Origin of the sequence: Synechococcus sp. RS9916 (assembly GCF_000153825.1) — a bacterium.
GTDB lineage: Bacteria > Cyanobacteriota > Cyanobacteriia > PCC-6307 > Cyanobiaceae > Synechococcus_C.
In genome coordinates this window covers 1740312-1764394 of the sequence record NZ_DS022299.1, presented here as the reverse complement: position 1 = coordinate 1764394, position 24083 = coordinate 1740312, and the positions used below count along the sequence as shown (strand labels likewise).

Annotated in this window: 27 protein-coding genes; 15 read left to right on the top strand and 12 right to left on the bottom strand. The window is 59.1% G+C overall.

Annotated elements, in window-relative coordinates:
• The first annotated feature begins 36 nt into the window (after nt 1–36).
• The 3 genes from menA to RS9916_RS09500 are packed head-to-tail and all read left to right on the top strand — an operon-like array spanning nt 37 to nt 3157.
• Nucleotides 37–1017, top strand: coding sequence for a 2-carboxy-1,4-naphthoquinone phytyltransferase (menA, locus tag RS9916_RS09510; protein WP_007099159.1), 981 nt, complete (start codon nt 37–39; stop codon nt 1015–1017).
• A gap of 8 nt (nt 1018–1025) precedes the next feature.
• On the top strand, nt 1026–2009 hold the full coding sequence (gene menC / locus RS9916_RS09505; RefSeq protein ID WP_038024434.1) for an o-succinylbenzoate synthase: 984 nt from the start codon (nt 1026–1028) through the stop codon (nt 2007–2009).
• Nucleotides 2006–3157: an AMP-binding protein gene (locus RS9916_RS09500; protein WP_007099157.1), complete on the top strand. Its 1152-nt coding sequence runs from the start codon at nt 2006–2008 to the stop codon at nt 3155–3157. Before menC ends, RS9916_RS09500 begins: the two co-directional genes overlap by 4 nt.
• A gap of 133 nt (nt 3158–3290) precedes the next feature.
• Here the strand turns inward: RS9916_RS09500 and RS9916_RS09495 are convergent, their stop codons facing one another.
• The gene (locus RS9916_RS09495) at nt 3291–5393 is read right to left on the bottom strand and encodes a serine protease (protein ID WP_083773055.1); all 2103 of its coding nucleotides are present in this window, start codon (nt 5391–5393) and stop codon (nt 3291–3293) included.
• Between the two features lie 798 nt (nt 5394–6191).
• Nucleotides 6192–6521, bottom strand: a complete 330-nt coding sequence (locus RS9916_RS09490) for a thioesterase family protein (RefSeq protein ID WP_083773054.1) — start codon at nt 6519–6521, stop codon at nt 6192–6194.
• Between the two features lie 900 nt (nt 6522–7421).
• On the opposite strand from RS9916_RS09490, the gene RS9916_RS09480 reads away from it, so the two are divergent.
• Together RS9916_RS09480 and RS9916_RS09475 are read left to right on the top strand one after the other, a co-directional pair.
• The gene (locus RS9916_RS09480) at nt 7422–8267 is read left to right on the top strand and encodes an AMP-binding protein (RefSeq protein WP_007099152.1); all 846 of its coding nucleotides are present in this window, start codon (nt 7422–7424) and stop codon (nt 8265–8267) included.
• A 24-nt stretch (nt 8268–8291) separates the two neighbouring features.
• The gene (locus RS9916_RS09475) at nt 8292–8570 is read left to right on the top strand and encodes a TM2 domain-containing protein (protein ID WP_007099151.1); all 279 of its coding nucleotides are present in this window, start codon (nt 8292–8294) and stop codon (nt 8568–8570) included.
• 178 nt (nt 8571–8748) lie between these two features.
• On the opposite strand, the gene RS9916_RS09465 is transcribed toward RS9916_RS09475, so the two are convergent.
• Both RS9916_RS09465 and RS9916_RS14550 read right to left on the bottom strand, forming a co-directional pair.
• Complete coding sequence (locus tag RS9916_RS09465) at nt 8749–9216, bottom strand: thioesterase family protein (protein WP_007099148.1); 468 nt, start codon at nt 9214–9216, stop codon at nt 8749–8751.
• Nucleotides 9217–9223: 7 nt separating this feature from the next.
• On the bottom strand, nt 9224–9805 hold the full coding sequence (locus tag RS9916_RS14550; RefSeq protein WP_232199570.1) for a hypothetical protein: 582 nt from the start codon (nt 9803–9805) through the stop codon (nt 9224–9226).
• Nucleotides 9806–9821: 16 nt separating this feature from the next.
• Between RS9916_RS14550 and RS9916_RS09455 the strand changes: the two genes are divergently transcribed.
• Nucleotides 9822–10373: a hypothetical protein gene (locus RS9916_RS09455; RefSeq protein WP_232199569.1), complete on the top strand. Its 552-nt coding sequence runs from the start codon at nt 9822–9824 to the stop codon at nt 10371–10373.
• A gap of 49 nt (nt 10374–10422) precedes the next feature.
• Here RS9916_RS09455 and RS9916_RS09450 read toward each other — a convergent pair whose 3' ends face one another.
• Genes RS9916_RS09450 through RS9916_RS14545 form a run of 3 tightly spaced genes read right to left on the bottom strand, consistent with a single transcriptional unit; the run spans nt 10423 to nt 12140 of the window.
• Nucleotides 10423–10854 (bottom strand): DUF2752 domain-containing protein, encoded by a 432-nt coding sequence (locus RS9916_RS09450; protein ID WP_007099145.1) that lies wholly within the window; start codon nt 10852–10854, stop codon nt 10423–10425.
• Between the two features lie 42 nt (nt 10855–10896).
• A complete protein-coding gene (locus tag RS9916_RS09445; protein WP_007099144.1) occupies nt 10897–11454 on the bottom strand; it encodes a hypothetical protein in 558 nt (185 codons plus the stop codon).
• A complete protein-coding gene (locus tag RS9916_RS14545) occupies nt 11451–12140 on the bottom strand; it encodes a hypothetical protein (protein ID WP_007099143.1) in 690 nt (229 codons plus the stop codon). The genes RS9916_RS09445 and RS9916_RS14545 overlap by 4 nt, the downstream gene beginning before the upstream one ends.
• Nucleotides 12141–12246: 106 nt before the next feature.
• Here RS9916_RS14545 and RS9916_RS09435 point away from each other — a divergent pair, with 106 nt between their 5' ends.
• Nucleotides 12247–12633, top strand: coding sequence for a hypothetical protein (locus RS9916_RS09435; protein ID WP_232199568.1), 387 nt, complete (start codon nt 12247–12249; stop codon nt 12631–12633).
• Between the two features lie 69 nt (nt 12634–12702).
• Here the strand turns inward: RS9916_RS09435 and RS9916_RS09430 are convergent, their stop codons facing one another.
• Nucleotides 12703–13887, bottom strand: a complete 1185-nt coding sequence (locus RS9916_RS09430) for an NAD(P)H-quinone oxidoreductase subunit H (RefSeq protein ID WP_007099141.1) — start codon at nt 13885–13887, stop codon at nt 12703–12705.
• 43 nt (nt 13888–13930) lie between these two features.
• Here RS9916_RS09430 and rsmH point away from each other — a divergent pair, with 43 nt between their 5' ends.
• Nucleotides 13931–14848 carry a 16S rRNA (cytosine(1402)-N(4))-methyltransferase RsmH gene (rsmH, locus tag RS9916_RS09425; RefSeq protein WP_007099140.1) on the top strand — a complete coding sequence of 306 codons (918 nt, stop codon included), beginning with the start codon at nt 13931–13933 and terminating at the stop codon, nt 14846–14848.
• A gap of 12 nt (nt 14849–14860) precedes the next feature.
• On the opposite strand, the gene RS9916_RS09420 is transcribed toward rsmH, so the two are convergent.
• Nucleotides 14861–15571 (bottom strand): hypothetical protein, encoded by a 711-nt coding sequence (locus tag RS9916_RS09420; RefSeq protein WP_232199567.1) that lies wholly within the window; start codon nt 15569–15571, stop codon nt 14861–14863.
• A gap of 91 nt (nt 15572–15662) precedes the next feature.
• A complete protein-coding gene (locus tag RS9916_RS09415) occupies nt 15663–16847 on the bottom strand; it encodes a cysteine desulfurase family protein (protein ID WP_007099138.1) in 1185 nt (394 codons plus the stop codon).
• 24 nt (nt 16848–16871) lie between these two features.
• On the opposite strand from RS9916_RS09415, the gene RS9916_RS09410 reads away from it, so the two are divergent.
• The 6 genes from RS9916_RS09410 to RS9916_RS09385 are packed head-to-tail and all read left to right on the top strand — an operon-like array spanning nt 16872 to nt 21499.
• A complete protein-coding gene (locus RS9916_RS09410; protein ID WP_038024427.1) occupies nt 16872–17387 on the top strand; it encodes a hypothetical protein in 516 nt (171 codons plus the stop codon).
• Between the two features lie 40 nt (nt 17388–17427).
• Nucleotides 17428–18177 (top strand): response regulator transcription factor, encoded by a 750-nt coding sequence (locus tag RS9916_RS09405; protein ID WP_007099136.1) that lies wholly within the window; start codon nt 17428–17430, stop codon nt 18175–18177.
• Nucleotides 18177–19178, top strand: coding sequence for a pseudouridine synthase (locus RS9916_RS09400; protein ID WP_007099135.1), 1002 nt, complete (start codon nt 18177–18179; stop codon nt 19176–19178). Before RS9916_RS09405 ends, RS9916_RS09400 begins: the two co-directional genes overlap by 1 nt.
• A gap of 53 nt (nt 19179–19231) precedes the next feature.
• Nucleotides 19232–19828: a hypothetical protein gene (locus RS9916_RS09395; protein ID WP_007099134.1), complete on the top strand. Its 597-nt coding sequence runs from the start codon at nt 19232–19234 to the stop codon at nt 19826–19828.
• Between the two features lie 4 nt (nt 19829–19832).
• Nucleotides 19833–21008, top strand: coding sequence for a DUF2157 domain-containing protein (locus RS9916_RS09390; RefSeq protein ID WP_007099133.1), 1176 nt, complete (start codon nt 19833–19835; stop codon nt 21006–21008).
• Nucleotides 21005–21499, top strand: coding sequence for a hypothetical protein (locus tag RS9916_RS09385; RefSeq protein WP_007099132.1), 495 nt, complete (start codon nt 21005–21007; stop codon nt 21497–21499). The genes RS9916_RS09390 and RS9916_RS09385 overlap by 4 nt, the downstream gene beginning before the upstream one ends.
• A 28-nt stretch (nt 21500–21527) precedes the next feature.
• On the opposite strand, the gene bchM is transcribed toward RS9916_RS09385, so the two are convergent.
• Both bchM and RS9916_RS09375 read right to left on the bottom strand, forming a co-directional pair.
• A complete protein-coding gene (gene bchM, locus RS9916_RS09380) occupies nt 21528–22241 on the bottom strand; it encodes a magnesium protoporphyrin IX methyltransferase (protein ID WP_007099131.1) in 714 nt (237 codons plus the stop codon).
• A 30-nt stretch (nt 22242–22271) separates the two neighbouring features.
• Nucleotides 22272–23441 carry a hypothetical protein gene (locus RS9916_RS09375; protein WP_007099130.1) on the bottom strand — a complete coding sequence of 390 codons (1170 nt, stop codon included), beginning with the start codon at nt 23439–23441 and terminating at the stop codon, nt 22272–22274.
• A gap of 70 nt (nt 23442–23511) precedes the next feature.
• On the opposite strand from RS9916_RS09375, the gene purE reads away from it, so the two are divergent.
• Nucleotides 23512–24066, top strand: coding sequence for a 5-(carboxyamino)imidazole ribonucleotide mutase (purE, locus tag RS9916_RS09370; RefSeq protein WP_255346330.1), 555 nt, complete (start codon nt 23512–23514; stop codon nt 24064–24066).
• The last annotated feature ends 17 nt before the right edge of the window (nt 24067–24083 follow it).

Genomic DNA, 24083 nt, shown 5'->3' with positions numbered 1-24083 from the left:
GTATGGGCCTTTGTTCGGGCTGCAGGGCTCGAATCCATGCCAGATCCGCAGGCTGTTGCATCCCGTTACTCCCCGTCCCCGGATCGCCGGCGTCTTTGGAAGGCTGCGATCAAGTGGCCGATGTATTCGGTGGCGGTGATGCCTGTGCTGTTGGCAGCGGGTTGGCGGCTGTCCGCGGCACAGCCCGTGCGCTGGGGGCAGTGCGCTGGCTTCCTGATGGCAGCTGTGTTGTTGCTCCTCTGGGAAAACCTCAGCAACGATCTGTTTGATGCCGACACCGGGGTGGATGCGGTAGGCAAACCTCATTCCGTCGTGGCTTTGCTGGGTCGCAAGCGACCGGTGCGGCAGTTGGCCTGGCTGGCTCTGCTGCTCGGTCTGTTGTTGATGCTGCTCTTGGCCCTGCGCAGCACGCCTTGGGTGCTGCTGCTGGTGGCCATCAGCTGCGTCATTGGTTACGTGTATCAAGGTCCTCCCTTCCGTTTCAGCTATCTGGGCTTGGGAGAACCGCTCTGCTGGTTGGCCTTTGGCCCTTTTGCAACGGCGGCCGCTCTGCTGGTGCTGGCCCCCGTTCCGGCTGCAGGTGAGACCGCGGTGCTCCCCTGGGGCACCGCGCTCACCCTGGGCTCCGGCCCGGCCTTGGCCACGGCGCTGGTGCTCTTCTGCTCCCACTTCCATCAGGTGGAGGAGGACGCGGCCCATGGCAAGCGCTCTCCGGTGGTGCGTCTGGGGACGGCCAGGGCCGCGGCGCTGATTCCCTGGTTTGTGGGCGGCACCTTGGCTCTGGAGTGGATCCCGGTGCTGCAGGGCCATTGGCCCCCTTCCGCCCTGGCTGGCGTTCTGGGCCTACCGGCTGGAGTCGCCTTGATTCGTTTGCTGCGCCACCACCACCATCAACCAGAGCGCATCCAGCAAAGCAAGTTTCTGGCCCTCCGCTTTCAGGCCTTGAACGGTCTTGGCCTCAGCGCTGGTCTGGCGCTGGCTCCTCTGCTGGGATGGTCGGTAAAGATGGCGGGGTGATGAGGGTCATGGGTCTGAGGCTCGAGACCAGGCCCTACGCCTTTGCGCTCACCCGCCCTTTGCAGACTGCTGCTGGAGCCTGGCAGCAGCGACGGGGCTGGTTGCTGCGCATCACAGATGGCTGTGGTTGTTGTGGTTGGGGCGAGGTATCACCGCTCACACCAGAGCAACAGGTGCTTTGCGACCGCTGGTTGACTGAGCGGATCCATGGCGCAGCCACGTTTGCGTCTGTGGATGAGGTCGAACAGCTGTTGGCGGGCCCCCCTGCAGAAGTGGCCTTCGCTTTGGGGGCAGCCCTGGCAGAGCTGCAGGGTCTGGTGGGAGAGCGCAGTCCGCTGGACTGGTTGCCAGCGCCTGCATCAGCCCGGTTGCTGCCGGCTGGGCCCCCGATGCAGGAGGCGCTGGCCCGGGTGCTCGCGGCGATGCCGGTCGATGGCGCGCTGACCCTTAAGTGGAAGGTGGCGGCGGCAGCGGATTCTGAGGAACGCCGTTTGTTGGCCTGGTTGCTGGAGGCGTTGCCATCGCAGGCCCGCCTGCGTTTGGATGCGAACGGCGGGTGGGGGCTGGCGACCGCGGAGCAATGGGCCGAGGCGCTTCAGAGCGAGCCCCGTCTGGAGTGGATGGAGCAGCCTTTGGCGCTGGATGATCTGGTGGGCCATCATCATCTGTTAGCGAGGGTCCCTGTGGCGTTGGATGAGGGCTTGCGGGACCACCCTGCTTGGCGGTCCAAGTGGCCTGGGTGGCAGGTGCGGCGACCCGCTCTGGAGGGGGATCCCCGGCCGTTGCTGCGTCAACTGCAGCAGGGAGCTCCCCATCGGATGCTGAGCACCGCCTTTGAAACTGGCATTGGGGCCCGCTGGCTGGCCCATCTGGCGGCTTTGCAGCAGCAGGGGCCGACGCCAGCTGCGCCGGGGTTGGCCCCGGGGTGGTGTCCGGAGGGGGCGCTGTTTTCGTTTGACCCTCAGGAGGTATGGAGAGCGGCGGCTGTATGAATGAGGTCGAACTGTTGGAGCAGGGGCTGGCAGCGGGCCAGTGGGTGAGCCTGTCTCCCAAGGCTGCAGCGGCCCCCATTGATCAGCTGCCGTCGGGGCCGGGAGTTCTGGTGCGCAGTGGTGGCAGTAGTGGCGGCAGCCGCTGCTGTGCTCAGCCCTTGCTTCATCTGGACCGTTCGGCAGCAGCCACCGCCCATTGGCTAACAGAAATCGGTCTTGACCCTGCCGCCAGCCTGCTGCTCAATCCCCTGCCGTTGGAGCACGTAAGTGGTCTGATGCCTTGGTGGCGCGCCCGCTGCTGGGGTGCTGACTATCAGCAGCTGCCGCCGGGGTTGATGAAAGCCCCAACTGAGTTGCTCGCGTTCTGCCGGGGCCTACCCGCCTGGAGGACCAACACTGCATTGCTTTCGTTGGTGCCCACGCAGTTGGCGCGTCTTATGGCTCATCCCGATGGGGTGGCCTTTCTGCAGCAGATGCAGTTGATCTGGATCGGAGGTGCTGCTCTTCCGCCGCCGTTGGCGAAGCAGGCACGCACTTGGAGGCTGCCTTTGGCGCCTTGTTATGGCTCGACGGAGACGGCGGCGATGGTGGCTGCCTTGCCACCGGCCCGCTTCCTAGCCGGTGAGCCTGGTTGTGGGGATCCGCTGGTGGATGTGCAGCTTCGCCTTGCCTCTGATGGGGCACTAGAAGTCTGCACCGATCGCTTGGCTTTGGGGCGTTGGTGTGTGGATCAGCCTGATCGTTGGGAACCACTCACCGACGGGGAAGGTTGGTGGCGCTCCGGGGATCGAGCCACGTTGACCCCATTCCTCCAGATTGCGGGCCGGATCGATGGTGCTATTCATTCCGGTGGAGAAACCGTGTTTCCTGAGCAACTGGAAGCTCGGCTTTTAGCTGCAATTGAAAGAGCTTCACTGCCCATTCTTCCAGTGCTCTTCCTTGGTGTGGAAGACCCTGAATGGGGGCAACAACTGGTGGCTTTGGTAGGTAGTTGTGATGACTGTTTCCTAAGGCGCTTTAGATCACTTACTATTAGTTGGCCGCCTGCCGAGCGACCGAAGCGCTGGGTGCTCTGTCCAAAACTGGCTCCCACCGCTTCAGGCAAGTGGGAGCGTCAGCGCTGGCGGAAATGGCTTGAAGCCATTTGATTTGAAATCAAGCGGAAAGAGGTAATTCCTTGATTAGACTTTTGCTTGTTGATTGATTAGAGCCAGGCTAAGAGTAGATTGAAGCTATCCGTAGCCTGGTGATGGTTGTTGTGCAGGCGCGATATTCAGGTGCTCAGTTTGCGATATTTGTTTGAATCATAAGTCCATCCATCCCTGGTGCTGAATTAATCATTAGAAAGAACTTTTTGCCTTTGCCGAGAGTTTCGTTTGAAAAATAAGCGGCACACATGGTCATGCCTCCGGGGCTCATGCAGCCGTTTCCAGCTCCTCGTCCAGCACCACCATTTGTTGGCTTAAAACCATTTTGCAAAGCTTTTTTGACAATTTCCTCGTAAAGGACTTTGGCCGACTTCGGACCGCTGTATGTGGCCATTTCCCCAACGATACCTGGAATCGATGTGGGCATCGTCATCTGAATTGATGCTTCTGCAGGTATCTCAATGCCCAGCTGCGTTAGTGTTTTGAGAGCTTGGGCCTCTGTTTTGGTATCTAATGTTTTTTCTGTGATGGCATTTGAACTATCGCCAGAAGGATTATTGTTGCTGCAGGATGTATCTATCGTTCTGACAAAATCATTGAATGTGGACTGCCATGTTTGCTTAAGTTGTTCAGGCGCAGATGATTGTATTTCTCGACCTACTTCGCAGCCAAGTGGACTTTTTTTGAAGGCTGTTAGGCTATTCCCAATAGGCAGCTGAATTGTGTAAGGAGAGTTTTTACTGCCTTTGCTTTTCTCGAGCTGGTAAAAGAATTTGTTGTAGAATGAAAGAACTAAAGCGTCGTAGTCTCCGATGCGTTGAGCAATGTCATTGATTAATTGCTCAGCTCTTTGCTCCCCAAGCATTTGTGCTTCAAGCGCATATTCAAGGGCTTGTTTAGGGTCTTTGTTCAGATATGTTAGGCCTTGAGCTGCAAGTAAATACTCGTCAGCATCAGCTGTTCCATTCGCAATCTTGGCTTTGACAAAGCTGCTGTTTAAGTTAAATGCTTGCCTGGCATTTTTTGCCAAATTTTTGCTTTTTAGATTGTCTGGTTCGCACCAAAATGGTGCAGCATCACTGGCCAGGCAGGCTGATTTGTATCGGCTTCCGTATTGAGACCACCAGTCTGATTCAAGCTTTTCGAAGGCTTGTGATCCATAGGGAGTTGTCTTGTAGTCAATGCTTTCGGTGCCGAAGCGAGCTGCTTGTGTGACAAGGAGATTGTCTATTCTTGAGTTGGTGTTAAGATTTTGGTTCAAAATGAATTCCTTGTAGACAGGAGATGCTGGATGCTTCCTGAACCCTGCATTGTTATTGTAATAAATGAGCGCTGCTAATTTTTGATCTTGGGTTAATTGGTCGTTGCTTTTTGAGCTTGGAAGTGATTTGGCGATGTAAGAGTATGCTTTTTCTTTGCTTTTGTTGAAATTGTCAAGCAAGACTGGAATATCAAGGGCTAGCGATGTTTGGCTTGAAATAGGTGTTTGAAACCGATTGGGTGTTATGCCCCTTGATCCAAGCAGTCTGACTGTATAAAAGGTTGGATTTGATTTTTCATATGCAATGGCATGGTCATTTGTAGTAGATGAGTTCGTACAATCCATGCCAATTTTTCCAACTTCTTTCAGAGAGCCCTGGCAACTTTCGACTAGTGTTTCGCCAATATCTTTCAGTGCATGAATGGCGACCAGTTCGCCCTTGGCGTTGAAGACACCTCCTCCACTCATTCCTGGAAGTGTTGCGGCCTTGTAAGCAATGTTGTAGTTGCTTGCACTATTGGGCCACGATCCATAAACAACGCCATCTCGGGAAACTTGAATTTTGGCTTTCTGCTGTCTTGTGTTAAATCTGTTGGGATAGCCAATGACAACTAATCCAGTTTCTTCTCTTGATGCATTGCTGGTTTGAATTGACTTATATGGCAGTTTTGTATTGATTTGGAGAACTGCAATGTCCCGATTTTCGTCAAACTTTAAAAGAGTTGCTGTTGCTGTTGCTCCATCTCGCTCAGTTACAGAAATGTCACTGTCGGCGTTACCAATTACATGAGCTACTGTCCAAATTGTAGCTTTGCCCCCTTGAGCATCAACGACGACTCCAGATCCTGGCATTGCACTGCCTTTGATTCTGACAATACTGTCTGCAGGTGAACTCTGTGCTGCTGAGGAGCATGCTGCAATTAAAAACGTGCCCAGAAATGAAGTGAATGTAGCTCTAGATTTATTGAACTTCATGAGTGTCTAGTAGGTCTAACCCTAGAAATATTAGCAGAAAGAACGTAGCAAGATAATTTAGCGGCAAAGCGAGTGATGTGGCTTGGCATCGGCGGCTCAAGCTGTAAGCTCTGAGTCTTTGAGTGCATTTTGGCTGGTGATTAAAAGCTCTTTCTGGGATTCGAGTAGTTCTAACTCTTGGCCAATGTATCGATTCGATTGGTTATAGCTAATGTATGAATAAATACACAGGAGGCTCGAGGCTATAAGCCCAGTAGCTCCAATGGATAGGCGCCAATTGACGCGACCCATTGAATGAATCCCTTTTGTGTCAGTATAGTGGAATATTCTTAGTGAGTTCCAATGCTTCTCCTGCGCAGCTGCCTTGTTGCATTGGTGTTAGCTCCCGCTTTTTCTCTTGTCCATTTATCGCCCTTGAGGGCGCAATCCAGCTGCTCTGTGACTGGGGCAATGAAGAGAGCTGATGGTGCAATTTTTATTAATTTTTCGAAGGCACGTCGCTTTTTAGTGTCTCCACCCAAAAAGGCCTGTGAAACGGCGCTTGCTGGTATGAGGTCCGGGCTTCTGCTGACCTCAGATCTTCAATCTCAGAACCTTTGTCTTGTCTCGAAAGAGGGTGGTGGCTGTGTTGAGGTCGTTTCGGCCTTAAGGCCTGGTTCTGACGCCAACAAGGTGTTGACATTGATTGCCGGGCGTGAAGCCAGCTCAATGAGACTCGAGACATCTGCCCATCTTTACGTTCGCCCCCAGGCTGGGTTGTAATCCTCTGCCTTAGGAGCTGTTTGGATTGCATGGTTCTTACAAGCTTTGAATTTTGCCAAGACTTGACGCTTCCAGCCAACGGTCCACGCCATCTGGAAGCGCACAGCGTCGACGTGTGTTGGTTTCGATGGCCACATGTCGCTGACAACCATGGGCGACTAGCTGTTCCCCCAGCAGAACCCGACTACCTACCTCAAAACTGCTGATATTCAGTCGTTTCGGCTCCAGGTGAACCAGCAGCTTGTCGCCCACCTGTATAGGAGCTCGGAAATTTGCGTGGCAGTGCACGATCGGCAACGCCACGCTGGGTTGTTCACCGCGCCCTCCGGGAAAGACCGAGCACGCCGGTAGGCCGAAACGCTCCATTCTTTCTTCCCAGGCTTCATGGCACCAGCGCGGCAGCTGCCGGATTGCTGTTGACGCAAGCGGTCGAGCAGCGGCAGGGGATTGAGGGGCTCGCGTAGGGCGATGCTTTGGCGCACAGCCAGCACCAATTTGTGGAGCTCGCCTTGGTTGACCAGTGCGATGCCTTGTTCGAGGGCAGGGGTGTAGCACTGCTGCCAAGGCCGTTCACTGCTCACGGCACCGACCGGCCCGTGCCAGGGGATGGTGGTGGCGTTGTCGCTGGGCAGAGTCGGGGCCAGCAGGCGTTCGCGCATGGCCCAGAGGGCTTCCACCAGCTCGCGCACATCTCCGCTGTGCTGTGCCAGGCCATGGACGCGTACCCAGCCCTGACGGCCATGGCGGCTTAATTGCCAGCGCGGCAGCACCGCCTGCACCGACGGAATGGCATCGACGGGCTGGGGCTGTTGCTCCCCGGCATGGGCGAAGAAGGCAAACGCCAGAAGGACGCGGCTGCGGGCTTGGGCCGGGGCGTCGGGGCTGGCATCAATCAGCCGGGCCAAGGTGGCGTCGCTGAAGCGCTGGGCCAGTTCGAAGCGTTTCGGTCCGGCCAGATCGAGGTGATGGCAGCGACCGCTGGCGGCTAGGGAGAGGCCTGGGGAGCCATCCCAGAGAAAACGGAAGGGATGGGGAGCCTCCAGCAGGGGCAGTTGCTGCAAGGGGTCGACGCCCTGCAGGGGCAGCGCCATGGTGAAGACCCCGTCGTCGCCCCGGTGCTGTTCCCAGGTGCACAGGGCTTCCGCCAGCACGTCAGCAAGGCGTGCAGCATCCGGGTTGGAGACGGAACCGGCCTGCATCCGACGGGATAAGACATCGTGCTGCTCAAATGTATGGGCCTTTGTTCGGGCTGCAGGGCTCGAATCCATGCCAGATCCGCAGGCGTTGTTGTCTCACTGCCGAGCCATGCCGCTCTGGCGCAGCAAGCCGCGGGTGGTGTCGTTGGTGCCCACGCAGTTGCGACGCCTGCTCGATCACTCTGCGGGTGTGCACTGGTTGCGCGATTTGGACGTGATCTGGGTGGGTGGAGCCGCGCTCCTCATCGATCTGGCTGATCGCGCCCGTGCGCTGGAGGTGCGGCTGGCGCCTTGTTACGGCGCGACTGAAACGGCCGCCATGGTGGCGGCTCAATCACCAGAGCGCTTTTTGGCGGGTGAGCAGAGTTATGGAACAGCTCTTGGCGATGTGGAGCTGCGTTTGGAGTCTTCAGGGGCTCGTTTAGTGCGCACACTGCGGTTGGCCATAGGCCGTTGGCGAGAGGGAGCCTTGCAGCCCTTGGTGGATGGCAACGGCTGGTGGCGATCGGGTGATGGAGCCTCCCTGGAGTGGGCTGCTGACGGGAAGTCGCTGCTCACCATGCATGGCCGCCTGGATGATGCGATTCACTCAGGCGGGGAAACAGTCTTCCCTGATCAGTTGGCGCAGCGATTGTTAAGAAAAGCCCATGCTGATGGATGTGCCCTTGATGGGGTTTTGTTCTTTCCCGTGGATCACCCTGAGTGGGGGCAGCGTTTGGTGGCTTTGGTGCGCTGCCGAGAGGGGTGTCTGGCCACTGATCAATGGCATCAAGTTCAGTCTTGTTTGGAAGGTTTGACGCGTGATTGGCTCCCTGCCGAACGACCATCCCGATGGCTGCAGTGCCCAGACCTCGATGTGACAGATGCTGGAAAGTGGGAGCGAAAGCGTTGGCAAGCCTGGGTTGGTTTGCAATAATTACTTCGAATTTGCTTCGAAAGGATGTCCACCCTCTCTGAGTCGGAAATCAGCAGCAAAAAACTGACCGCCGGTCTCCTGGGCATCTTCTTCGGAGGTCTGGGTATTCATAAATTCATCCTTGGCTACAACAACGCAGGCATCATCATGCTTGTTGTCAGTCTTGCTGGCAGCATCCCAACCTGTGGTGTTGCTTACATCGTGATGCAGGTGATTGGCCTGATTGAGGGAATCATTTATCTCACAAAAACTCCTGAGGAGTTCCGTGAGACCTACATCGATCAGCAAAAAGCCTGGTTCTGATGTCGTTGCCGTCCCTGCGGCGCATGGCTCCCTCCGGTTTGTTGGTGGGAGCCACAATTGTGAGTGCTGCTGCAATTTCGGAGACATCGCAAGGAGGGTTTCACCCTCTTTTGATTGCGGCCTGCATGCTGCCGCTTCAATGTGCTGCGTTGGTCTGGGCCTGGCAGCGCAAGCCGAATTAGAGGCTGCTGAGGCGTCCCAGGTTGGATGCCTCAAGCCAGAGGTCGATGCTCTCCGGAAGCGGGCAGCGCTTTCGGGTGGTTGAAGAGATGGCCAGATGGCGGATCATTCCTCGGGCTACGTCAGTGTCGTCGAGCTGGAATCGGCTGCGCACTTCGAAGCAGCCTGGGTTCAACCGCTGAGCTTCTAGTTGCACTTGCAGGCAGTCGCCTCCATGCACGGGCTTGAGAAAGTCGGCCTCACAGTGCACCACCGGTAAGGCGATCTCAGGCCAATGCTCTTGTGCCCGGCAACCTGGAAACACAGTCCCCGCATGAATCCCGTAGAGCTGAAGGCTGTCTTCCCAGGCCTCATGGCACCAGCGGAGCAGCTGGTGGAAATGCATCACACCCGCGGCATCGGTGTCGCCAAAACGAACATGGCGTTTGAGTTGAAGCCAGTGTTGGGGATTGGGTTTGGTTGCCATCAAGGGTTCAAGCCCCGATAAACCAGCTGGCGGTCCATGTGGCGAACACAGCGGTCGCCAGGGCGCAGAGGGCCGTCACCACAAAACCCATCAGCAGAGAAGAATATTTTTTGGTGGCGAGCACAATTGCCGAGAGCAACATCGCCAGCAAGCACAGCAGGGCGCTGGCGATGTTGGTCCATTTCCCCAGCTCGGGAAGCACGTCGTAGCTGAGCAGGATTGATGCCAGGCCATTGCCAAGATCAATCAGCATCGCCAGGCAGAGAAGGAGAGCTGGGATGACCTGCATGGCCTGCTTGCTGTGGATCTTTTTCGATTTTACAGCTGTCTGATTGGTTGATTGGTTCGGGATTGATTTTGTTGACTGATGGGTTTGCTGTGCTTGTGGTTGTTGAACTTGTTGTCGATGTTGTGAGGAAAGCTTGGCAATTAATGGTTTTCGTTTAGGTTTTGTGCGTTTTGCAGCTTTTCTTTTGACTGCCTCTTCTGAGTCTCGGGCCACGCTGAATGCGGCCTGGACCGACACCCTTGCCCATGCGCCCACTCTGCTTCTCACCTGGCTGTGTGCGATCGCGGTGTATGGATTCACCGTCTTGATCGGTCTGGTGATCAGCCTGGTTTTTACTGCGGCTGATGATGGCACGGGCTCTGCTGAGATGCTTGGTTTGGTGCTGAGTAATTTTGCCCAGCTGCCTTTTGTGATTGTTCAGAATCTTATTGGTGTGATGTTCACTGCGATTCCTGCAGTGTTTTATTCCAGGAGTGAGGTTGTCTCGTTTTCGGATGCTTATGCGATTTTGATGGGACGGCTCGGTCGCTATGTGTTGGCCGGTGTTCTGTATTCCGTTGTCGCGGGTGTGGGATTTGTTCTCTGCGTCCTTCCCGGTATTGCGGTCGTGACAGTGTTGCCGATCTACGTCAATAAGGTGTTCACAACTGACGATGATGTGATGACCTGTTTTACGTCATCATTTTCTGCTGCTTTCGGTTCGCAGAAGGGTTGGGGGTTTGTGGGCATTCAGGCTCTCGCTATCTTGCTAGCCATTGTCACGTGCGGTTTCTGTCTGGTGGGCCTGATTGTGTATGTCCCGGTGATTACATTCTTCCTTCAGAAATATATTGTGGTGAATGGTTTGGTCCGTCAGTCCGCGGCCTGATTGAGCTCAGCTTAATCTCAAGCCCCCGTCCATCGGTCGGGGGCTTTTTTTATGCCAGGGTGTTGGCGTAAGCAATTGCGGGAAAGGCCGTGGGACCATTGAGGTTGAACCCATAGGTTGCGACAAGGCGCAAAATCCAGTATCCGAATAGGGCTAATGAGCCCAAAGTGACGATTTTCAGATTGAGGCCTGGTGGAATGAATTTTTTGGCCCGCAAGGCCCAGATGCTCCAAGCGATTAATCCTGCAGCCACGATGGGTCCGAACGCATGGAGCTCCACGGATTGATGGAGATTGAGCTGCAGTGCCGCAGACGTGGCCCGGGTGAGATAGCAGCCGGGGCAGGGAATGCCTGTCAGTGCTAAGAAGGGGCACCCCCATCCAGGCAGGTGAGGCCATTGGCCTTTGAGCCATAGATATCCAGTGAGGGCTGCCGGTAACAGGTAGCCCGAATGGCTGATGTAGCGAAGGAAGCGGTTCATTTAGCGACCTGTTGCCATGTCTTTAGTGCTTGATCAGTTTGTTTAATCTTGCTGATCGCGTGATGGGCCATAGGTATCGAACAAGTCTAAGGCAAGGAATAAGAGCAGAAGGATAGTTGCTAAGTAGTTCAGTTGGAGTGCAGCTGAGGTGTGTTCCGATTGTTTTGTTGCGGCTATCGTTGTATCTTTTTCCCATTCGTCGATACTGTTCGCTAGTTCGCTTTCGTTGATTACAATGTCTGCGATTGATGTGTTCTCATCGGCCTTGCAGCTTTTGGCTTCCGAAGCTTGTTTTGAGGAGGCTCGCAGGCCTTGGCTGACGAGTTGTTCGATTTTGCAGATGCTTTTGATGTAAATTTGGCGGTATTGATTCTTGCTTTGGTCGTTGTCTGCTTTATTCGATAGGAGTCTTGCGTCGGTTGCTATGGTGAGTGAAAGCTTGGCGAGTTCAATTTCCTGCTGCGATGTTGCCGCGATGTAGCCACTTTTTTCGGCTGTTTGAATGTTTGCAAGTTCTAAAATGCTGCACAGGATTGATGCCGCTAATGCGACGCTTCTCCATTTGACGATCGTTACTGCTTTGGGTAGGGTGATTTTCATAGGGGAAGGTTGATGTCGATATCGATGAGATTGGCGATGGTGAATGCGGCAATTTGAATGATTGATGCAACTTCGAGTTGTTGGGTTGGGTTTGTGATTTCGGTTTTATTTTCATTCTCTTGGTTCCGAGCCAGGGCCTCAGAATTGCTGTAGGCCGCGATCTCTAGGTAAAGCTCTGCAGACTTGTTGCAGATTTGTCGCGTTGCGTTTTCCCACTGCTTCTGGCTGCTGTTGTTGAACTCCGCGATGGCAGCACCGTTGGTTGCACCAGCGGCAATTAGTTGATCAATCGTCTGACCTGTGCGACGAAATAATTCTTGGTCGGCTTCCATCAAGTTGCTGTTAGCCCGAGCATTAAATACTTCCCCTCCGCTGAGGTTTTCCTCGCTGAGCTCTTTGCTGAAAAGTTCAACGCGTTTGCTCATGCTTCTGCACTCAAGAAGCTTGTTGATGGTTTCTGCTTTGTTGTTAAGACTGGTATTTTGTGAATTGCTTTCGGCAAGCTGTGCATCTTTGAGGGCTGCCGTTGCTGTCAGTAAAAGTTCTTTCTGCGATTCTAGGTTTTCAAATTCTAGGTCGATCTTTCTTGAGAACTTGATATATCCGTTGTAGGAGCTGATGCAAAGAATGGCTGATGCGCAAAGTCCACCAGCCCCGATTAATAGCCGCAATCTTTGCGCATTCATGGCACAGCTAAGGTCTGGTGCTGTTTTGTTTTTGTATTATGGCACTCATGTGCCCAGATTCTTGTTGATGGTTTGCAAAGGCTGGTGTTTATCTTTGTCCGTTTTGTTGGGCGTTTCCTCGTTTTCGGTCTCTGATGTTGAGGCTGCTGGTCACTCACGTTGTTCTATTGAAGGGCTCATGACTCTGGCTGATGGATCCCAGTTTTTGGACTTTTCTGAGGCGCAGCGTTTTCTCATTGGTTCGCCGAATGCCGCCTGCCTTGCAGCTCTCGATGGATTGCAGCAGGGTCTGTCGTTGACCTCTGACCAGGCCGGTCTACGTCTTTGCCTGGTGGATGAAAGCAGTTCTGGTGTTTGTGTTGATGAGGTTGCGCGTCTGAAGCAAGGGGTTGACGCCAATCACATTCTCTCTCTGGTGGCCGGGCAGTCTGCTGAAACCAATCCCATGGAGATGTCGGCCCATCTTTATGTACGACCGAAGGCAGGATTGTAAATATTGGCTCCTAGCCATGAGTTGTGACGTTTGAAGGGTGAACGAAGCGTCACCCTTCATCTTGATGAATCAGCGATCCACGGATCCCATGATCACGTCGATGGACCCAAGAATGGCCATGATGTCGGCCACCTTGTGTCCCTTGAGGATGTGGGGAAGGATTTGCAGATTATTGCTATCGGCGGCGCGGATTTTGAAGCGCCATGGGGTGACATCGTTGTTGCCCTGAATGAACACGCCAATCTCGCCTTTGCCTGATTCCAAGCGGGTGTAGAGCTCGCCGTTAGGGATCTTGAACGTCGGAGCGACTTTCTTGGCCACGTATTGGTAATCGAAGCCAGCGAATTCGCTCTTTTTGCCCTCGGCCATGCGCCGGGCCTCGAGGTTTTCGGTTGGGCCGCCGGGGATCATGTCGCAGGCTTGGCGCAGGATCTTCAGCGATTGACGCATCTCTTCGATCCGCACCCGGTAGCGGGCAAAGCAATCGCCTTCCTTCTCCCAGGCCACGTTCCAATCGAAGTCGTCGTAGCACTCGTAGTGGTCGACCTTGCGCAGGTCCCAGGGCACCCCCGAGGCCCGCAGCATCGGTCCCGAAAGGCTCCAGTTGATCGCTTCATCGCGGCTGATCGCGCCCAGGCCTTCAATCCGGCGACGGAAGATCGGGTTGTTGGAGATCAGCTTTTCGTATTCGTCGATCTTGGGGCCGAACCAATCACAGAAATCGCGGCACTTCTCAAGCCAGCCGTAGGGCAGGTCGGCGGCAACACCACCGATACGGAAATAGTTGTTGTTGATCAGGCGTTGGCCAGTGGCCGCTTCCCAGAGGTCGTAGATCATCTCCCGTTCGCGGAAGATGTAGAAGAAGGGGGTCTGGGCGCCAACGTCTGCCAGGAATGGACCCAGCCAGAGCAGGTGGTTGGCGATGCGGTTGAGCTCCAGCATCAGCACGCGGATGTAGCTGGCGCGCTTCGGCACCGGGATATCGGCCAGGCGCTCCGGGGCGTTGACCACAATCGCCTCGTAGAACATGCCCGCCGCATAGTCCATGCGGCTCACATAGGGCACGAACATCACGTTCGTGCGGTTCTCAGCAATCTTCTCCATGCCGCGGTGGAGATAGCCGATCACCGGCTCGCAATCCACCACGTCTTCGCCATCCAGCGTCACCACCAGCCGCAGCACCCCGTGCATCGAGGGGTGATGGGGGCCGAAGTTGACCACCATCGGCTCCGTGCGCGTTTCCAGCTGCGTCATGGGGCCGTGGCGAAGCGAATGCCAAAGATCTTAGGAAGGACCCATGCCCGATCAGCCTTCGCACTTCCCAGAAGCGTTCGCTCACGTGCCGGTCTTGGCCGAACCGCTTCTGGAGGCTTTGGCTGCGAGTCCTGAATCTCCCTGGGAAAAGGGTCTCTTCATCGACGCAACCTTGGGCGGGGCGGGACACAGTGCCCTGCTGCTGGATCGTTACCCGCAGTTGCGCTTGATCGGCCTCGATCAGGACCCCACTGCCCGCTCTGCGGCCCAGGTGCGCCTTGAGCCCTATGGCGATCGGGCCGAGATTGTGGCCACGAACTTCGCTGATTACCAACCGGAGGCACCTGCGGATCTGGTCTTGGCGGATTTAGGGGTGAGCAGCCCGCAGTTGGATGTGGCAGCCAGGGGCTTCAGCTTTCGCTTGGATGGCCCCCTCGACATGCGCATGAATCCGCAGGGAGGAGGCGAAACAGCCGCCGAGCTGATCGAGCGCCTCGAGGAGGAGCCGTTGGCGGATTTGATCTATGCCTATGGCGAAGAGCGGCTTTCCCGCCGCATCGCCCGGCGAATCAAAGCCGATCTCAAAGAGAACGGCGGCTACGCCGGCACGGCCGATCTGGCTTATGCGGTGGCGGGTTGCTACCCACCCAAGGCGCGGCGCGGTCGTATTCATCCTGCAACGCGCACCTTCCAGGCGCTGCGGATTGCCGTGAACGATGAGCTGGGGGTGCTGGATCGGTTGCTGCAGCAGGCCCCCGACTGGCTCAATCCCGGAGGCGTTCTCGCGATCATCAGCTTCCATTCCCTCGAAGATCGCCGTGTGAAAACGGCGTTCCTGCAAGACGATCGACTGGCGCGGATCACGCGCAAACCCCTGGTGGCGGCAGAAGCGGAGGAAGCGGCAAATCCCCGCAGTCGCAGCGCCAAGTTGCGGTTGGCCCGTCGCCTGCCGGGAAACTGATCCCGACTGAGATCAGCTCACGAAGCCAGTGTTGTCCTCCTCGCCGAACAGTTGGCGGTAGGCAGCCGTGGAAATGCAGAACACCACCGGTGATGCCGCCAGCAGACCAACGCCGCAGAGGAGCAATCCGATCATCAGGATCAGCGATTCCACGATCAGCAACAGCACCACCCACCACCAGGAAGGATCCACGCCAGCGCGTCCCCGTTGAACGGTGTCGAAAGGGTTTCCGCTCTGCAGAACGGCAATCCAGGGCAGAAAGGTCTGGTTGATGCCCAGATAGAGGAAGACGACGACGGCTGCGATCACAGGAATGGCCGCCAGCGCCTGATGCACCTGCGCCAGCCCGCCGGCGATCACCATGGTGATCACCAGGATGATTCCGAAGATCAGAGCCAGCACGAGTTGGGTCACAAACAGGCGCCCTGCGGCACCCCCGTCCCAACGGGCCAGGTCGGCGAAGCTGGGCTTTGCGCCATCGAGAGCCTTCCATGCCCCTCGGATCAGCCCATTCACGCACCAGAGGCTGACGATCGTGCTGCCCACAAGAGACACGAGGGTGCCCACGATCACCCCAGGCCCCGCGGCGTCGCTGCTGGTGGCTGTGGCCACATTGCCGATGATCTGAAAGACCACCGACAGCACCCCGGTCAGCAGTGCGAACAACACAAAGGGCCAGGGAGAGCGGGTGAAGGCGCTCCAGCCGTCTTCGACGGCCTTCATGACCTGGAGCCGGGGGCTCCCGCTGGACTCCGTCATCGCTTGGCGTGGGAAGGGTGCTCTGCCCGGAACGTAGCGATTGCAGCGCTTGTTTTCAGGCGTTCTGTCGCATTTGCCCCACCACCTCGCTGATCAGCTCAATCGCCGCGTCGATGTCGTCGCGTTGGGTGGGGCGTCCGAGGCTGAGCCGCAGTGAGGCGTTGGCCTGCTCCTGGCTGCGTCCGATCGCCTGCAGCACGTGGGAGGGCGTGCCTGCACTGCACGCCGAGCCGCTGCTGCACAGCAAGCGGGAGCGCAAGGCTTGCTGCAGTCGGTTTCCATTCACCCCCTCCACGGTGATGTTGAGGTTGTGCGGCAGCCGTGGTTCCAGGGCGCCATTGAGTTGCACATCGCCCACCTGGTCCTGAAGTTCTTGCCACAGGCGGTTGCGCAAGCTTTCCAGCCGGATCCGGCGGTCCTCCTGATCGCTGAGCGCGAGTTCTGCAGCCCTGGCCAAACCCACGATCAGCGGCACTGGCAAGGTGCCCGGACGCAGGCTTTGCTCTTGTCCACCGCCAAACACCAGCGGTTGCAGCGGCAGCCCTTCACGCATCACCAAGGCACCAATGCCCTTGGGGCCATAGAGCTTGTGGCCACTGAGGCTGGCGAGCTCCACCCCCAGGGAGGTGGGGTGGAAGGGCAGGTGCCCGAAGGCCTGTGCCGCGTCACTGTGCAGGCGGACTCCATGGGCCTGGCAGATGGCGGCCAGTTCCTTCAGGGGTTGCAGCACGCCGATTTCATTGTTGGCGGCCATCACGCTCACCAGCAGCGTGTCGGGTTGCAGGGCCTCCTCCAGTTGCGCTGGCTTCAGCAGGCCATCACGACCGGGCTCCAGCAGGGTCAATCGGAACCCTTCCCGCCGCAGCTGCTGCAGAGGATCGAGCACGGCATGGTGTTCGCTGCTGACGCTGATCAGGTGCCCGCGATGGCCTGTTTGCTCCGCCATCGCTCGGGCATGGCCCAGCAGGGCCAGGTTGTTGGCTTCCGTGGCGCCGCTGGTGAACACCACCTGGATGGGATCCACCTTGAGGCAGGCGGCAAGGCGCTCACGGGCATCACTCACGGCTGCTGCTGCTGTGAGCCCCAGCCGGTGCTGGCGGCTCGAGGGGTTGCCCCAGTGCTGCTGCCACCACGGTTCCATCGCTTCAAGCACCTCTGGGGCGCAGGGGGTGGTGGCTTGAAAGTCAAGCGCCACTGGACTGGAGCGCCGCGTCAGGGGCTGGGAAGGGCTTGGCAGCATGGTGTGACCTCAGCTCCCGATGCGATGCAGGCCGCACAACGAGTCCTCAGTCTGATCGTTCTGGCCGGTGGTGCGCTGATGAACCCTTGCGCAGCGGGTGCGATTGACCGCGGGGAGGTGCTCGAGCAGATGCGCCGCAGGCGCCCGGCCGACATCACCATTTTGGCGAGCCGTCCCGTGGCGAACGGCACTTACACCCTGGGGATCTTTTCCATCTCCACCGACACGGCGGACCCGGCATTGCGTCGCTACAAGCTCTGGAAGGAGTACCCCAACGATCTGGTCATTCCGACTGAGTCGGTCAATTGCAGTCTTGATGCACCGGTTCGCGTGAAGCGGGATGAGGCGGCGATTTATGTGCGCCGTCTCAATCCCGGGGGGTTGATCACGGAGGCCAATCGCGAAGATCATCTGGTCTGGTGGGCGGCCTGTGTGCCGGAGCAGGCCGGCGTCGATCCGGTGACCCTGGCGGGCAAGGCCAAAGAACTTGGCTACTCCACCCTTCTTGTGGAGAGCACGGAGACGTTGCGCCTGCCCTGATAGACGCCCCTCTTAGATTTTGGGCACTGCATGAAGGGCCATGACCGCCACTCCGCCTGTGGACGCCGACCTCCAGGGCGCAGATGACGCCAACCGGCCGGCAGCGCGGCTGCTGCTGGTGGATGACGAACCCGGTCTGCGCGCGGCTGTGCAGGCCTATCTCGAGGATGAGGGCTTTGTGGTGACCACCGCGGTGGATGGTCTCGATGGATGGGAGAAGGCTCAGCAGCAGATGCCTGATTTGGTGATCAGCGACGTGATGATGCCGCGTTGCGATGGGTATGGCCTGCTGGAGAAGATGCGCGCCGATGAGCGGCTCGGTGGCACCCCCGTGATCTTCCTCACCGCCAAGGGGATGACGGCTGATCGCACCCAGGGTTACTTGGCAGGGGTCGATGACTACATCCCCAAGCCCTTTGATCCCGATGAATTGGTGGCTCGGGTGCGCAATGTGGTGCGTCGCCAGGATCGCTTGCTGACTGAGGCGGCCCGCTTTGCGGATGCCGATGTGGGGCAGATGGCCAAGCAGATCAGTGAAATCCGCTCCATGCTCACCGGTTCAGCAGATGCTGCGGCGTCTCCGGACACACCCCAGCTCAGCTTCACCCCTCGGGAAGCCAGTGTGTTGCAGCTGGTGGCTGAGGGGCTGATGAATAAGGAAATCGCCCGGCAGCTGGAAACCTCCATTCGCAATGTCGAGAAGTATGTGAGCCGCCTGTTCATCAAGACGGGCACCTCCAGTCGCACCGAGTTGGTGCGCTTTGCTCTTCAGCACCATCTGGTGGACTGATGGCCCTCCCCGCTTGGGGTGCTTTGGAGGGTTGGCGACCCGAAGCTCTTAACCAGGGCTGGACGTATCACGATTCGATCACTGCATCGGAAGCCGGCCAATGGCTGACGGCTGTGATGGCCGCTCGCTACAACCATTCGTCAGCTGAGCAGTGGAAGCAGCGCCTGGAGTCAGGTGAGCTGCGGCGGGATGGTCACTTGCTGCAGGTGGATGTGATGGTGGAGCGGGGCGAGCGGATCAGTTGGCACCGCCCCCCCTGGCTGGAAGCGGCGGTGCCGGATCAGTGGCAGACGATCCATGACGACGGTGATCTGCTGGTGATCAACAAACCCTCCGGCTTGCCGGTGATGCCCGGTGGCGGATTCCTGCTCCACACCCTCACGGCCTTGCTGGAGCAGCGCAGCCGGGAGCGGGGGGAGTCTCTGGCTCCCAAGCCCGTTCACCGTCTTGGTCGATTCACCTCGGGGCTTCAGGTGTGCGCGCGCCGGCCGGAGACCAGGGCTGCTCTCTCTGCCCACTTCCGGCCCCAGGGAGGGTGCCGCAAGCTTTATCAAGCCTGGAGCCAGCGGGTGGAGGGGCTGGATCTGGAGGCGTCTGTTGAGGTCTGCACCGATGTGGTGGAACGGCCCCATCCCCTGCTGGGGTGGGTCTGGGGACCCGAGCCTCCCGATGACGCTCGGGGCGACGCGACCCCCGTGCGCCGGCGACGCAATGCCCACTCCGAGCTGACCTTGCTGCAGCGAGGCGAGCAGGGCGACCGGCTTCAGGTGGCCATCACCACCGGTCGACCCCATCAGATCCGCATTCATCTCGCTCAGCTGGGCAGCCCTCTGCTGGGCGATCCGCTCTACCTGCGGGGCCGTCGCCTGGCCCCCTCTGCCACTCCCGGCGATGGGGGGTATTGGTTGCATGCCTGGCGTTTGGAGAAGCTGCCGAGTCGGGGTTCAGATGGCTTGGCCCTTGAGGCGCCGTTACCCGCTGCATTCCTCACAGCGACTTAACCCAGCCTTCACGACACCGTTGCCAGCATGGGCGGTAACGGCTGATCTTTTCCGTGCGCTGCCCCGTTGCTGGTTCCGCTGCTGCTCTCCTGCTGCTGGTCGCTGGGTGCGGACTGATGCCCAACGCCAAGAGTGATCGGCAACAAGACGCAACGCAGGCGTTGCAACTGGCGTTCTGCAGCATCAAAAGCGGCCAGTTGTTTGATCACAACAACGATGCAGTCGTGAGCGTGGGGGATCGCATCACCTATGTGGTCAAGGTGGCGCCGGTGCTGGACAACGCCACGCCGTCTTGCACCAATCCCACGGGGAGTTTCTACGGCGCTGAGCAGCTTGTTGAGCGTCGCGAGATTGGTGAAGGTCACGTGCAGTTCCTCACGGATCTGCAGGGAACGGTGATGCTGCCGGATGGCAATTTGCGACTGATGGCCATGGGCACCATCAAGATCAAGGATGGGGATCTGTCCTCAATGGTTCGCAGCGGCTCCCAAGACATCGCCGTGCAAACCCTCTTTCCTGGGGCCCATCCGCTGACGGTGCAGGGGCAAGGCGGGCAATTTGCGGGTTTGGTGGGTTCAGCGCAACTGAAGGCTGGCGACCCACCGCTGCTGGAGGCGCGTCTTGTCCCCCAGGTGACCTTGAACCGTTGATCCCGTGGAGCCTTCGCCTCAGTCCCTCCCGTCCTGGGATCGTCACCTGCAACGTTGGCGCGATGCAGGTCTGATTGATGACGCTGCTGCGGCGTCGATCGTGGCCTGGGAACAGGAGCGCTTGGACGGTCAACCGGCGAGGACTCAGCCTGCGCTGAGCTGGCCAGTGCGGCTGTTGGTGTTGGTGGGCTCGCTGCTGCTTGCGGCGGGTGTGCTGCTGTTTGTCGCTGCCCATTGGGATCAGCTTTCACCACTCAGCCGGTTTGGATTGCTGTGGTTGTGCACCGTGGCGCTGCATCTCGGTGGTCATTGGTTTGCGCAGCGTTTGCCCGTGATGTCGAAGGGGCTGCATGCGGTTGGAACGATCAGCCTGGGGGCAGGGGTGTTCCTTTGCGCGCAAATCTTCAACCTCGAGGTCACTTGGTCGCTCCGCTGGGGACTCCTGCTCTGGTCCTTGGCGGCGGCGGCCGGTTGGTGGTTGTTGCGTCAGGGGCCGCAGCTGGTGCTGCTCAGTTTGCTGTTGCCAGGCTGGTTGGGGGCACTGCTGGCCTTGGAGCTGGAACGGTTCGATCCGGATTTCAGTTCCTGGGCCGGGGTTCCCTGGGTGGTGAGCAGTGTGTTGTTGGCCCTCACCTATTTCACGGCGCCGATGCTCCCTGTTGCTGACCCTGTTCAGCGCGTGCTGCTCTGGGTGGGGGGCCTCTTGTTGCCTCCCGGGTTGATTGTGTTGGCGATGGCAGCGTCGTCACCACCACCACGCCCACTGCCGTTGACCTGGCCGATGCTGTTGGCTTGGGGGCTGCTGTTGGGGCTGCCCATGCTGCTGGCCTGGCTGTTGCGCCGTCATCGGGCCTGGCCGTTGGCCGTGGCATTGGTCTGGACCCTGGTGGATCTGCAGGTGCAAGGTCAGGCGCCTACAGCGCTCAGTTTTCTGTGGTGGGGGCTTGGTGCCATGGGGCTGATGGCTTGGGGGACGGCGGAGGCCCGTGCTGAACGCATCAATTTCGGCACCGCCTTGTTTGCCATCACCTTGATGGGCTTTTACATCGCTGAAGTGATGGGGCGCTTGGAACGCTCGTTGAGCCTGCTCGGTTTGGGTTTGCTGTTCCTGGCTGGCGGCTGGGGGTTGAACCGTTTGCGTTGCTCACTGTTGCCTGTACAGAAGGAGTCCCAGCCATGACGACGCGGCGTGCTGGTGTGGTTTTGGCGCTGTTTCAAGCCGGCCTGTTGCTGCTGGTTGGCTTGACCTTCTGGATCGAGCGCCTCACCGCACCGCGGCTTTGGGCGCTGGCGCAACCGGTGGATCCCAACCTCCCCATTCGCGGGCGTTACGTCAGCCTGCGTTTGCGTGTGCCGCTGTCGGGCGTCGAGACCTCTGGATCCACGACGCAGTCTGTGATCCTTCAGGCGCAAGGTGACCGGCTGGTGGCCGAAAACAATGGCGATGGTGAGCGCCATACCGGTGCTGTGATCCGTCGGGATGGGCAACCCCTCGTGGAGTTGAGCGAGCCCCTGGCCTTGTTTATGCCTCCTGATGTCAAAGATCCCTCGCGCCGTTCGCCATCCGATCCCCTGTGGGTTGAGGTGACCTTGCCGCGGAGTGGACCGCCACGGCCGATTCAGCTCGGGGTGATGCGAGGGGGACGCGTGCGTCCGCTGAGCCTGCGTTGAGTGAATCCACCGTTGGGTGGCCTCAACCTCAGGCCTTGCGGAACTCGATCAGTCGCGAGAAGTAGAAGGGGGCCTGGTTCAGGCTGCGGCGCACCAGCTTGAAGCCACAGGCTTCAGCGGCTTTGATGATGCCGGCTTCCTTGAGGGTGTAGGCCCGGGTGGTTTTGCTGGGGCCCGGGAACAGCTGGCCGATTCCCTTGAGCAGTGCCAGGAGCGGGGTGTATGGGGCGAAGCTCACGATCAGGCGCTCTTCGGTGAGGCTGCAAAGGTGCTTCACCATCTCCTCTGCCGCGGGCTGGGGGTAATGGATGAACACATCCAGGCAGCAAACGGTGTGGAAGGAACCGCTGATGCTTTCCAGATCTGAGGCGCTGAAGCTGAGTTTGCCCATGTCCAGCCCGGCGTCGCGGGCACGACGGTCGGCCTCTTGGGCCATCGCTTCGGAGATGTCGCTGGCGGTGATGGATCCTGCCCCCGCTGCGGCCAGGGGCAGGCTGAGGCTGCCCACGCCGCAGCCGGCATCACAGAAGCTCACAGCGTTGAGTTCGCCACTCTCCTTGATCCAGGTCAGCACTTCATCCACGGTTTTCTGGTGGCCGATGCGGATGTTGCGCTGCACCTTGTTCACATCGTCGCTTTCGCTGTAGATGCGGTTCCAGCGATCGAAGCCGGTGGTCTCGAAGTATCCCTTCACCTCCTGCTTTTCGGTCTGCTTGTCGTTCAGCAGCTGCTCGGGAGCCATGGGCAGGGGTGGGGGCGAATCGGCGGGATCCTAGGCAGCGTGCTGCCAATGGAGCCGACTCTGGTCCTGATCCCAGCGCCAGCGCAGCAGTGCCTCTAGCCGGCAGCCCAGCAGCTGATTGGCCGCATCAAGGTTGATGTCGGGAGTGATCACCTCCCTGGGGGCCATGGTGGCGGCCCAGATCGATGCCTCCGGGCGCTGCCCCCAGGAGGCCAGACGGCTGGCTCCTTCCAGCTGGGGCAGGGTCACGCCCGCCAGGGTGCCGTCGTCCAAACGGCAGGTGCCCTTCTCCACCAGCAGCACCCGCTCATCCCAGCGGTGCTCCCCGTCCGCCAGGCCGTAGGGGGCGAGGGCATCGCTCACCACCACTAGCTGGTCGCCGGCCAGCTTCTGCAGCAGCACGGCCATGGTTGGGTGCACATGCACGCCGTCGGCAATCAGGCCGAGGGCGACTTTTTCTGATCGGCACGCTTCCGCCAATGGCCCTGGGGCGCGGTGATGCAGACCCGGCATGGCGTTGAAGGCATGGGTGAGCATGCTCACCCCCGCTTCAAAGGCCTGGCTGGCTTGTTCGGCAGTGGCAGCGCTATGGCCGAGGGCCACGGTGATGCCCAACTCCCTCAGGCGTTGGATAACCTCTCCAGCGCCCTCCAGCTCCGGTGCCAGGGTGACCAGGGCGATGTCGTGCTCGAAGCCGCTGATGCGGGCGTTGAGCGCCTCCACTCTGGGCACGCACAGATGCTCCCGGGGGTGAGCTCCGCGGCGAGCGTCAGCGAGAAACGGTCCTTCGAGGTGGGCCCCGAGCAGGCGACAGCGTCGGGGCTGATGGTGAGACCGGGCTGCTCGCAGCACGGCTAAGGCCTGGCGCAGGGGCGCAATCCCACAGGTGACCAGGGTGGGGCTGATCGCGTCCACGCCGTCCTCCCAGAGCAGGTCGAGCAACTCCAGCAGTCGCGGTAGGTCGCGTTCCTGCAGTTCGGGGAACGCCAGACCGAGGCCACCGTTGATTTGCAGATCGACTCCCATCGGGCTGAGCCAATCCCCTTGCCAGTTTTCGCCCGCCATCGAGGCCTCCTCTCGCATCGGCGTCAGGGCCTGAAGGCGCCCCTCGTCATCCACCAGGGCTGACCAGTGCTCCGACGGTTCCGCTCCGGTGCCATTGGGGCGGCGCGGAAGGCGGATGTTGATGATCCGACGCATGGCAGGTGACCGGTCGAGTCGGTGCGGGACGATGTCAGTCTCGCCAGTTCGCCTTCGCCCTGTCAGAGCCGTGACCGCATCCCCCGCATCCACGCCATCGCATCAGCCCAGGGTGGCGGTGATTATGGGCAGCGATTCCGACCTGCCCACCATGCACCCGGCGGTGCAGGCCCTGCAGGATCTTGGGGTGGCGGTGGAGGTGCGGGTGCTCTCCGCCCATCGCACTCCGCTTGAGATGGTGGCCTTCGCCCAGCAGGCCCGCGATCAGGGCTTTGGTGTGATCGTGGCGGGCGCTGGTGGTGCGGCCCATCTCCCCGGCATGGTCGCCTCCCTCACCACCCTGCCCGTGATCGGGGTGCCGGTGAAGAGTCGGGCACTGTCCGGGGTGGATTCACTGCATTCCATCGTGCAGATGCCTGGTGGCATCCCTGTGGCCACGGTGGCGATTGGGGGTGGACTCAATGCCGGTCTGCTGGCTGCCCAGATCCTGGCGGTGGCGGATGCGTCTCTGGCGGCACGGTTGGAGGCCTATCGCCAGACCCTGCACGACACGGTCGTGGCCAAGGACGCGCGGCTGGTGGATCTTGGCGCCACTGCCTATCTGGAGCGCATGCCGGGGCGCTGATCGCAGCCTGCCGGCTG

Coding starts and splice junctions, on each gene's coding strand:
- RS9916_RS09490 (WP_083773054.1), bottom strand. CDS start 6,521: ATGGAGCGTTTCGGCCTACCGGCGTGCTCGGTCTTTCCCGGAGGGCGC.
- RS9916_RS09385 (WP_007099132.1), top strand. CDS start 21,005: ATGACGACGCGGCGTGCTGGTGTGGTTTTGGCGCTGTTTCAAGCCGGC.
- RS9916_RS09445 (WP_007099144.1), bottom strand. CDS start 11,454: ATGAAAATCACCCTACCCAAAGCAGTAACGATCGTCAAATGGAGAAGC.
- RS9916_RS09410 (WP_038024427.1), top strand. CDS start 16,872: ATGCAGGCCGCACAACGAGTCCTCAGTCTGATCGTTCTGGCCGGTGGT.
- RS9916_RS09400 (WP_007099135.1), top strand. CDS start 18,177: ATGGCCCTCCCCGCTTGGGGTGCTTTGGAGGGTTGGCGACCCGAAGCT.
- menC (WP_038024434.1), top strand. CDS start 1,026: ATGGGTCTGAGGCTCGAGACCAGGCCCTACGCCTTTGCGCTCACCCGC.
- RS9916_RS09450 (WP_007099145.1), bottom strand. CDS start 10,854: ATGAACCGCTTCCTTCGCTACATCAGCCATTCGGGCTACCTGTTACCG.
- menA (WP_007099159.1), top strand. CDS start 37: ATGCCAGATCCGCAGGCTGTTGCATCCCGTTACTCCCCGTCCCCGGAT.
- rsmH (WP_007099140.1), top strand. CDS start 13,931: ATGCCCGATCAGCCTTCGCACTTCCCAGAAGCGTTCGCTCACGTGCCG.
- RS9916_RS09475 (WP_007099151.1), top strand. CDS start 8,292: ATGTCCACCCTCTCTGAGTCGGAAATCAGCAGCAAAAAACTGACCGCC.
- RS9916_RS14545 (WP_007099143.1), bottom strand. CDS start 12,140: ATGAATGCGCAAAGATTGCGGCTATTAATCGGGGCTGGTGGACTTTGC.
- RS9916_RS09420 (WP_232199567.1), bottom strand. CDS start 15,571: ATGAAGGCCGTCGAAGACGGCTGGAGCGCCTTCACCCGCTCTCCCTGG.
- RS9916_RS09375 (WP_007099130.1), bottom strand. CDS start 23,441: ATGCGTCGGATCATCAACATCCGCCTTCCGCGCCGCCCCAATGGCACC.
- RS9916_RS09415 (WP_007099138.1), bottom strand. CDS start 16,847: ATGCTGCCAAGCCCTTCCCAGCCCCTGACGCGGCGCTCCAGTCCAGTG.
- RS9916_RS09500 (WP_007099157.1), top strand. CDS start 2,006: ATGAATGAGGTCGAACTGTTGGAGCAGGGGCTGGCAGCGGGCCAGTGG.
- bchM (WP_007099131.1), bottom strand. CDS start 22,241: ATGGCTCCCGAGCAGCTGCTGAACGACAAGCAGACCGAAAAGCAGGAG.
- RS9916_RS09465 (WP_007099148.1), bottom strand. CDS start 9,216: ATGGCAACCAAACCCAATCCCCAACACTGGCTTCAACTCAAACGCCAT.
- RS9916_RS09430 (WP_007099141.1), bottom strand. CDS start 13,887: ATGACGCAGCTGGAAACGCGCACGGAGCCGATGGTGGTCAACTTCGGC.
- RS9916_RS09405 (WP_007099136.1), top strand. CDS start 17,428: ATGACCGCCACTCCGCCTGTGGACGCCGACCTCCAGGGCGCAGATGAC.
- RS9916_RS09480 (WP_007099152.1), top strand. CDS start 7,422: ATGCCAGATCCGCAGGCGTTGTTGTCTCACTGCCGAGCCATGCCGCTC.
- RS9916_RS09495 (WP_083773055.1), bottom strand. CDS start 5,393: ATGAAGTTCAATAAATCTAGAGCTACATTCACTTCATTTCTGGGCACG.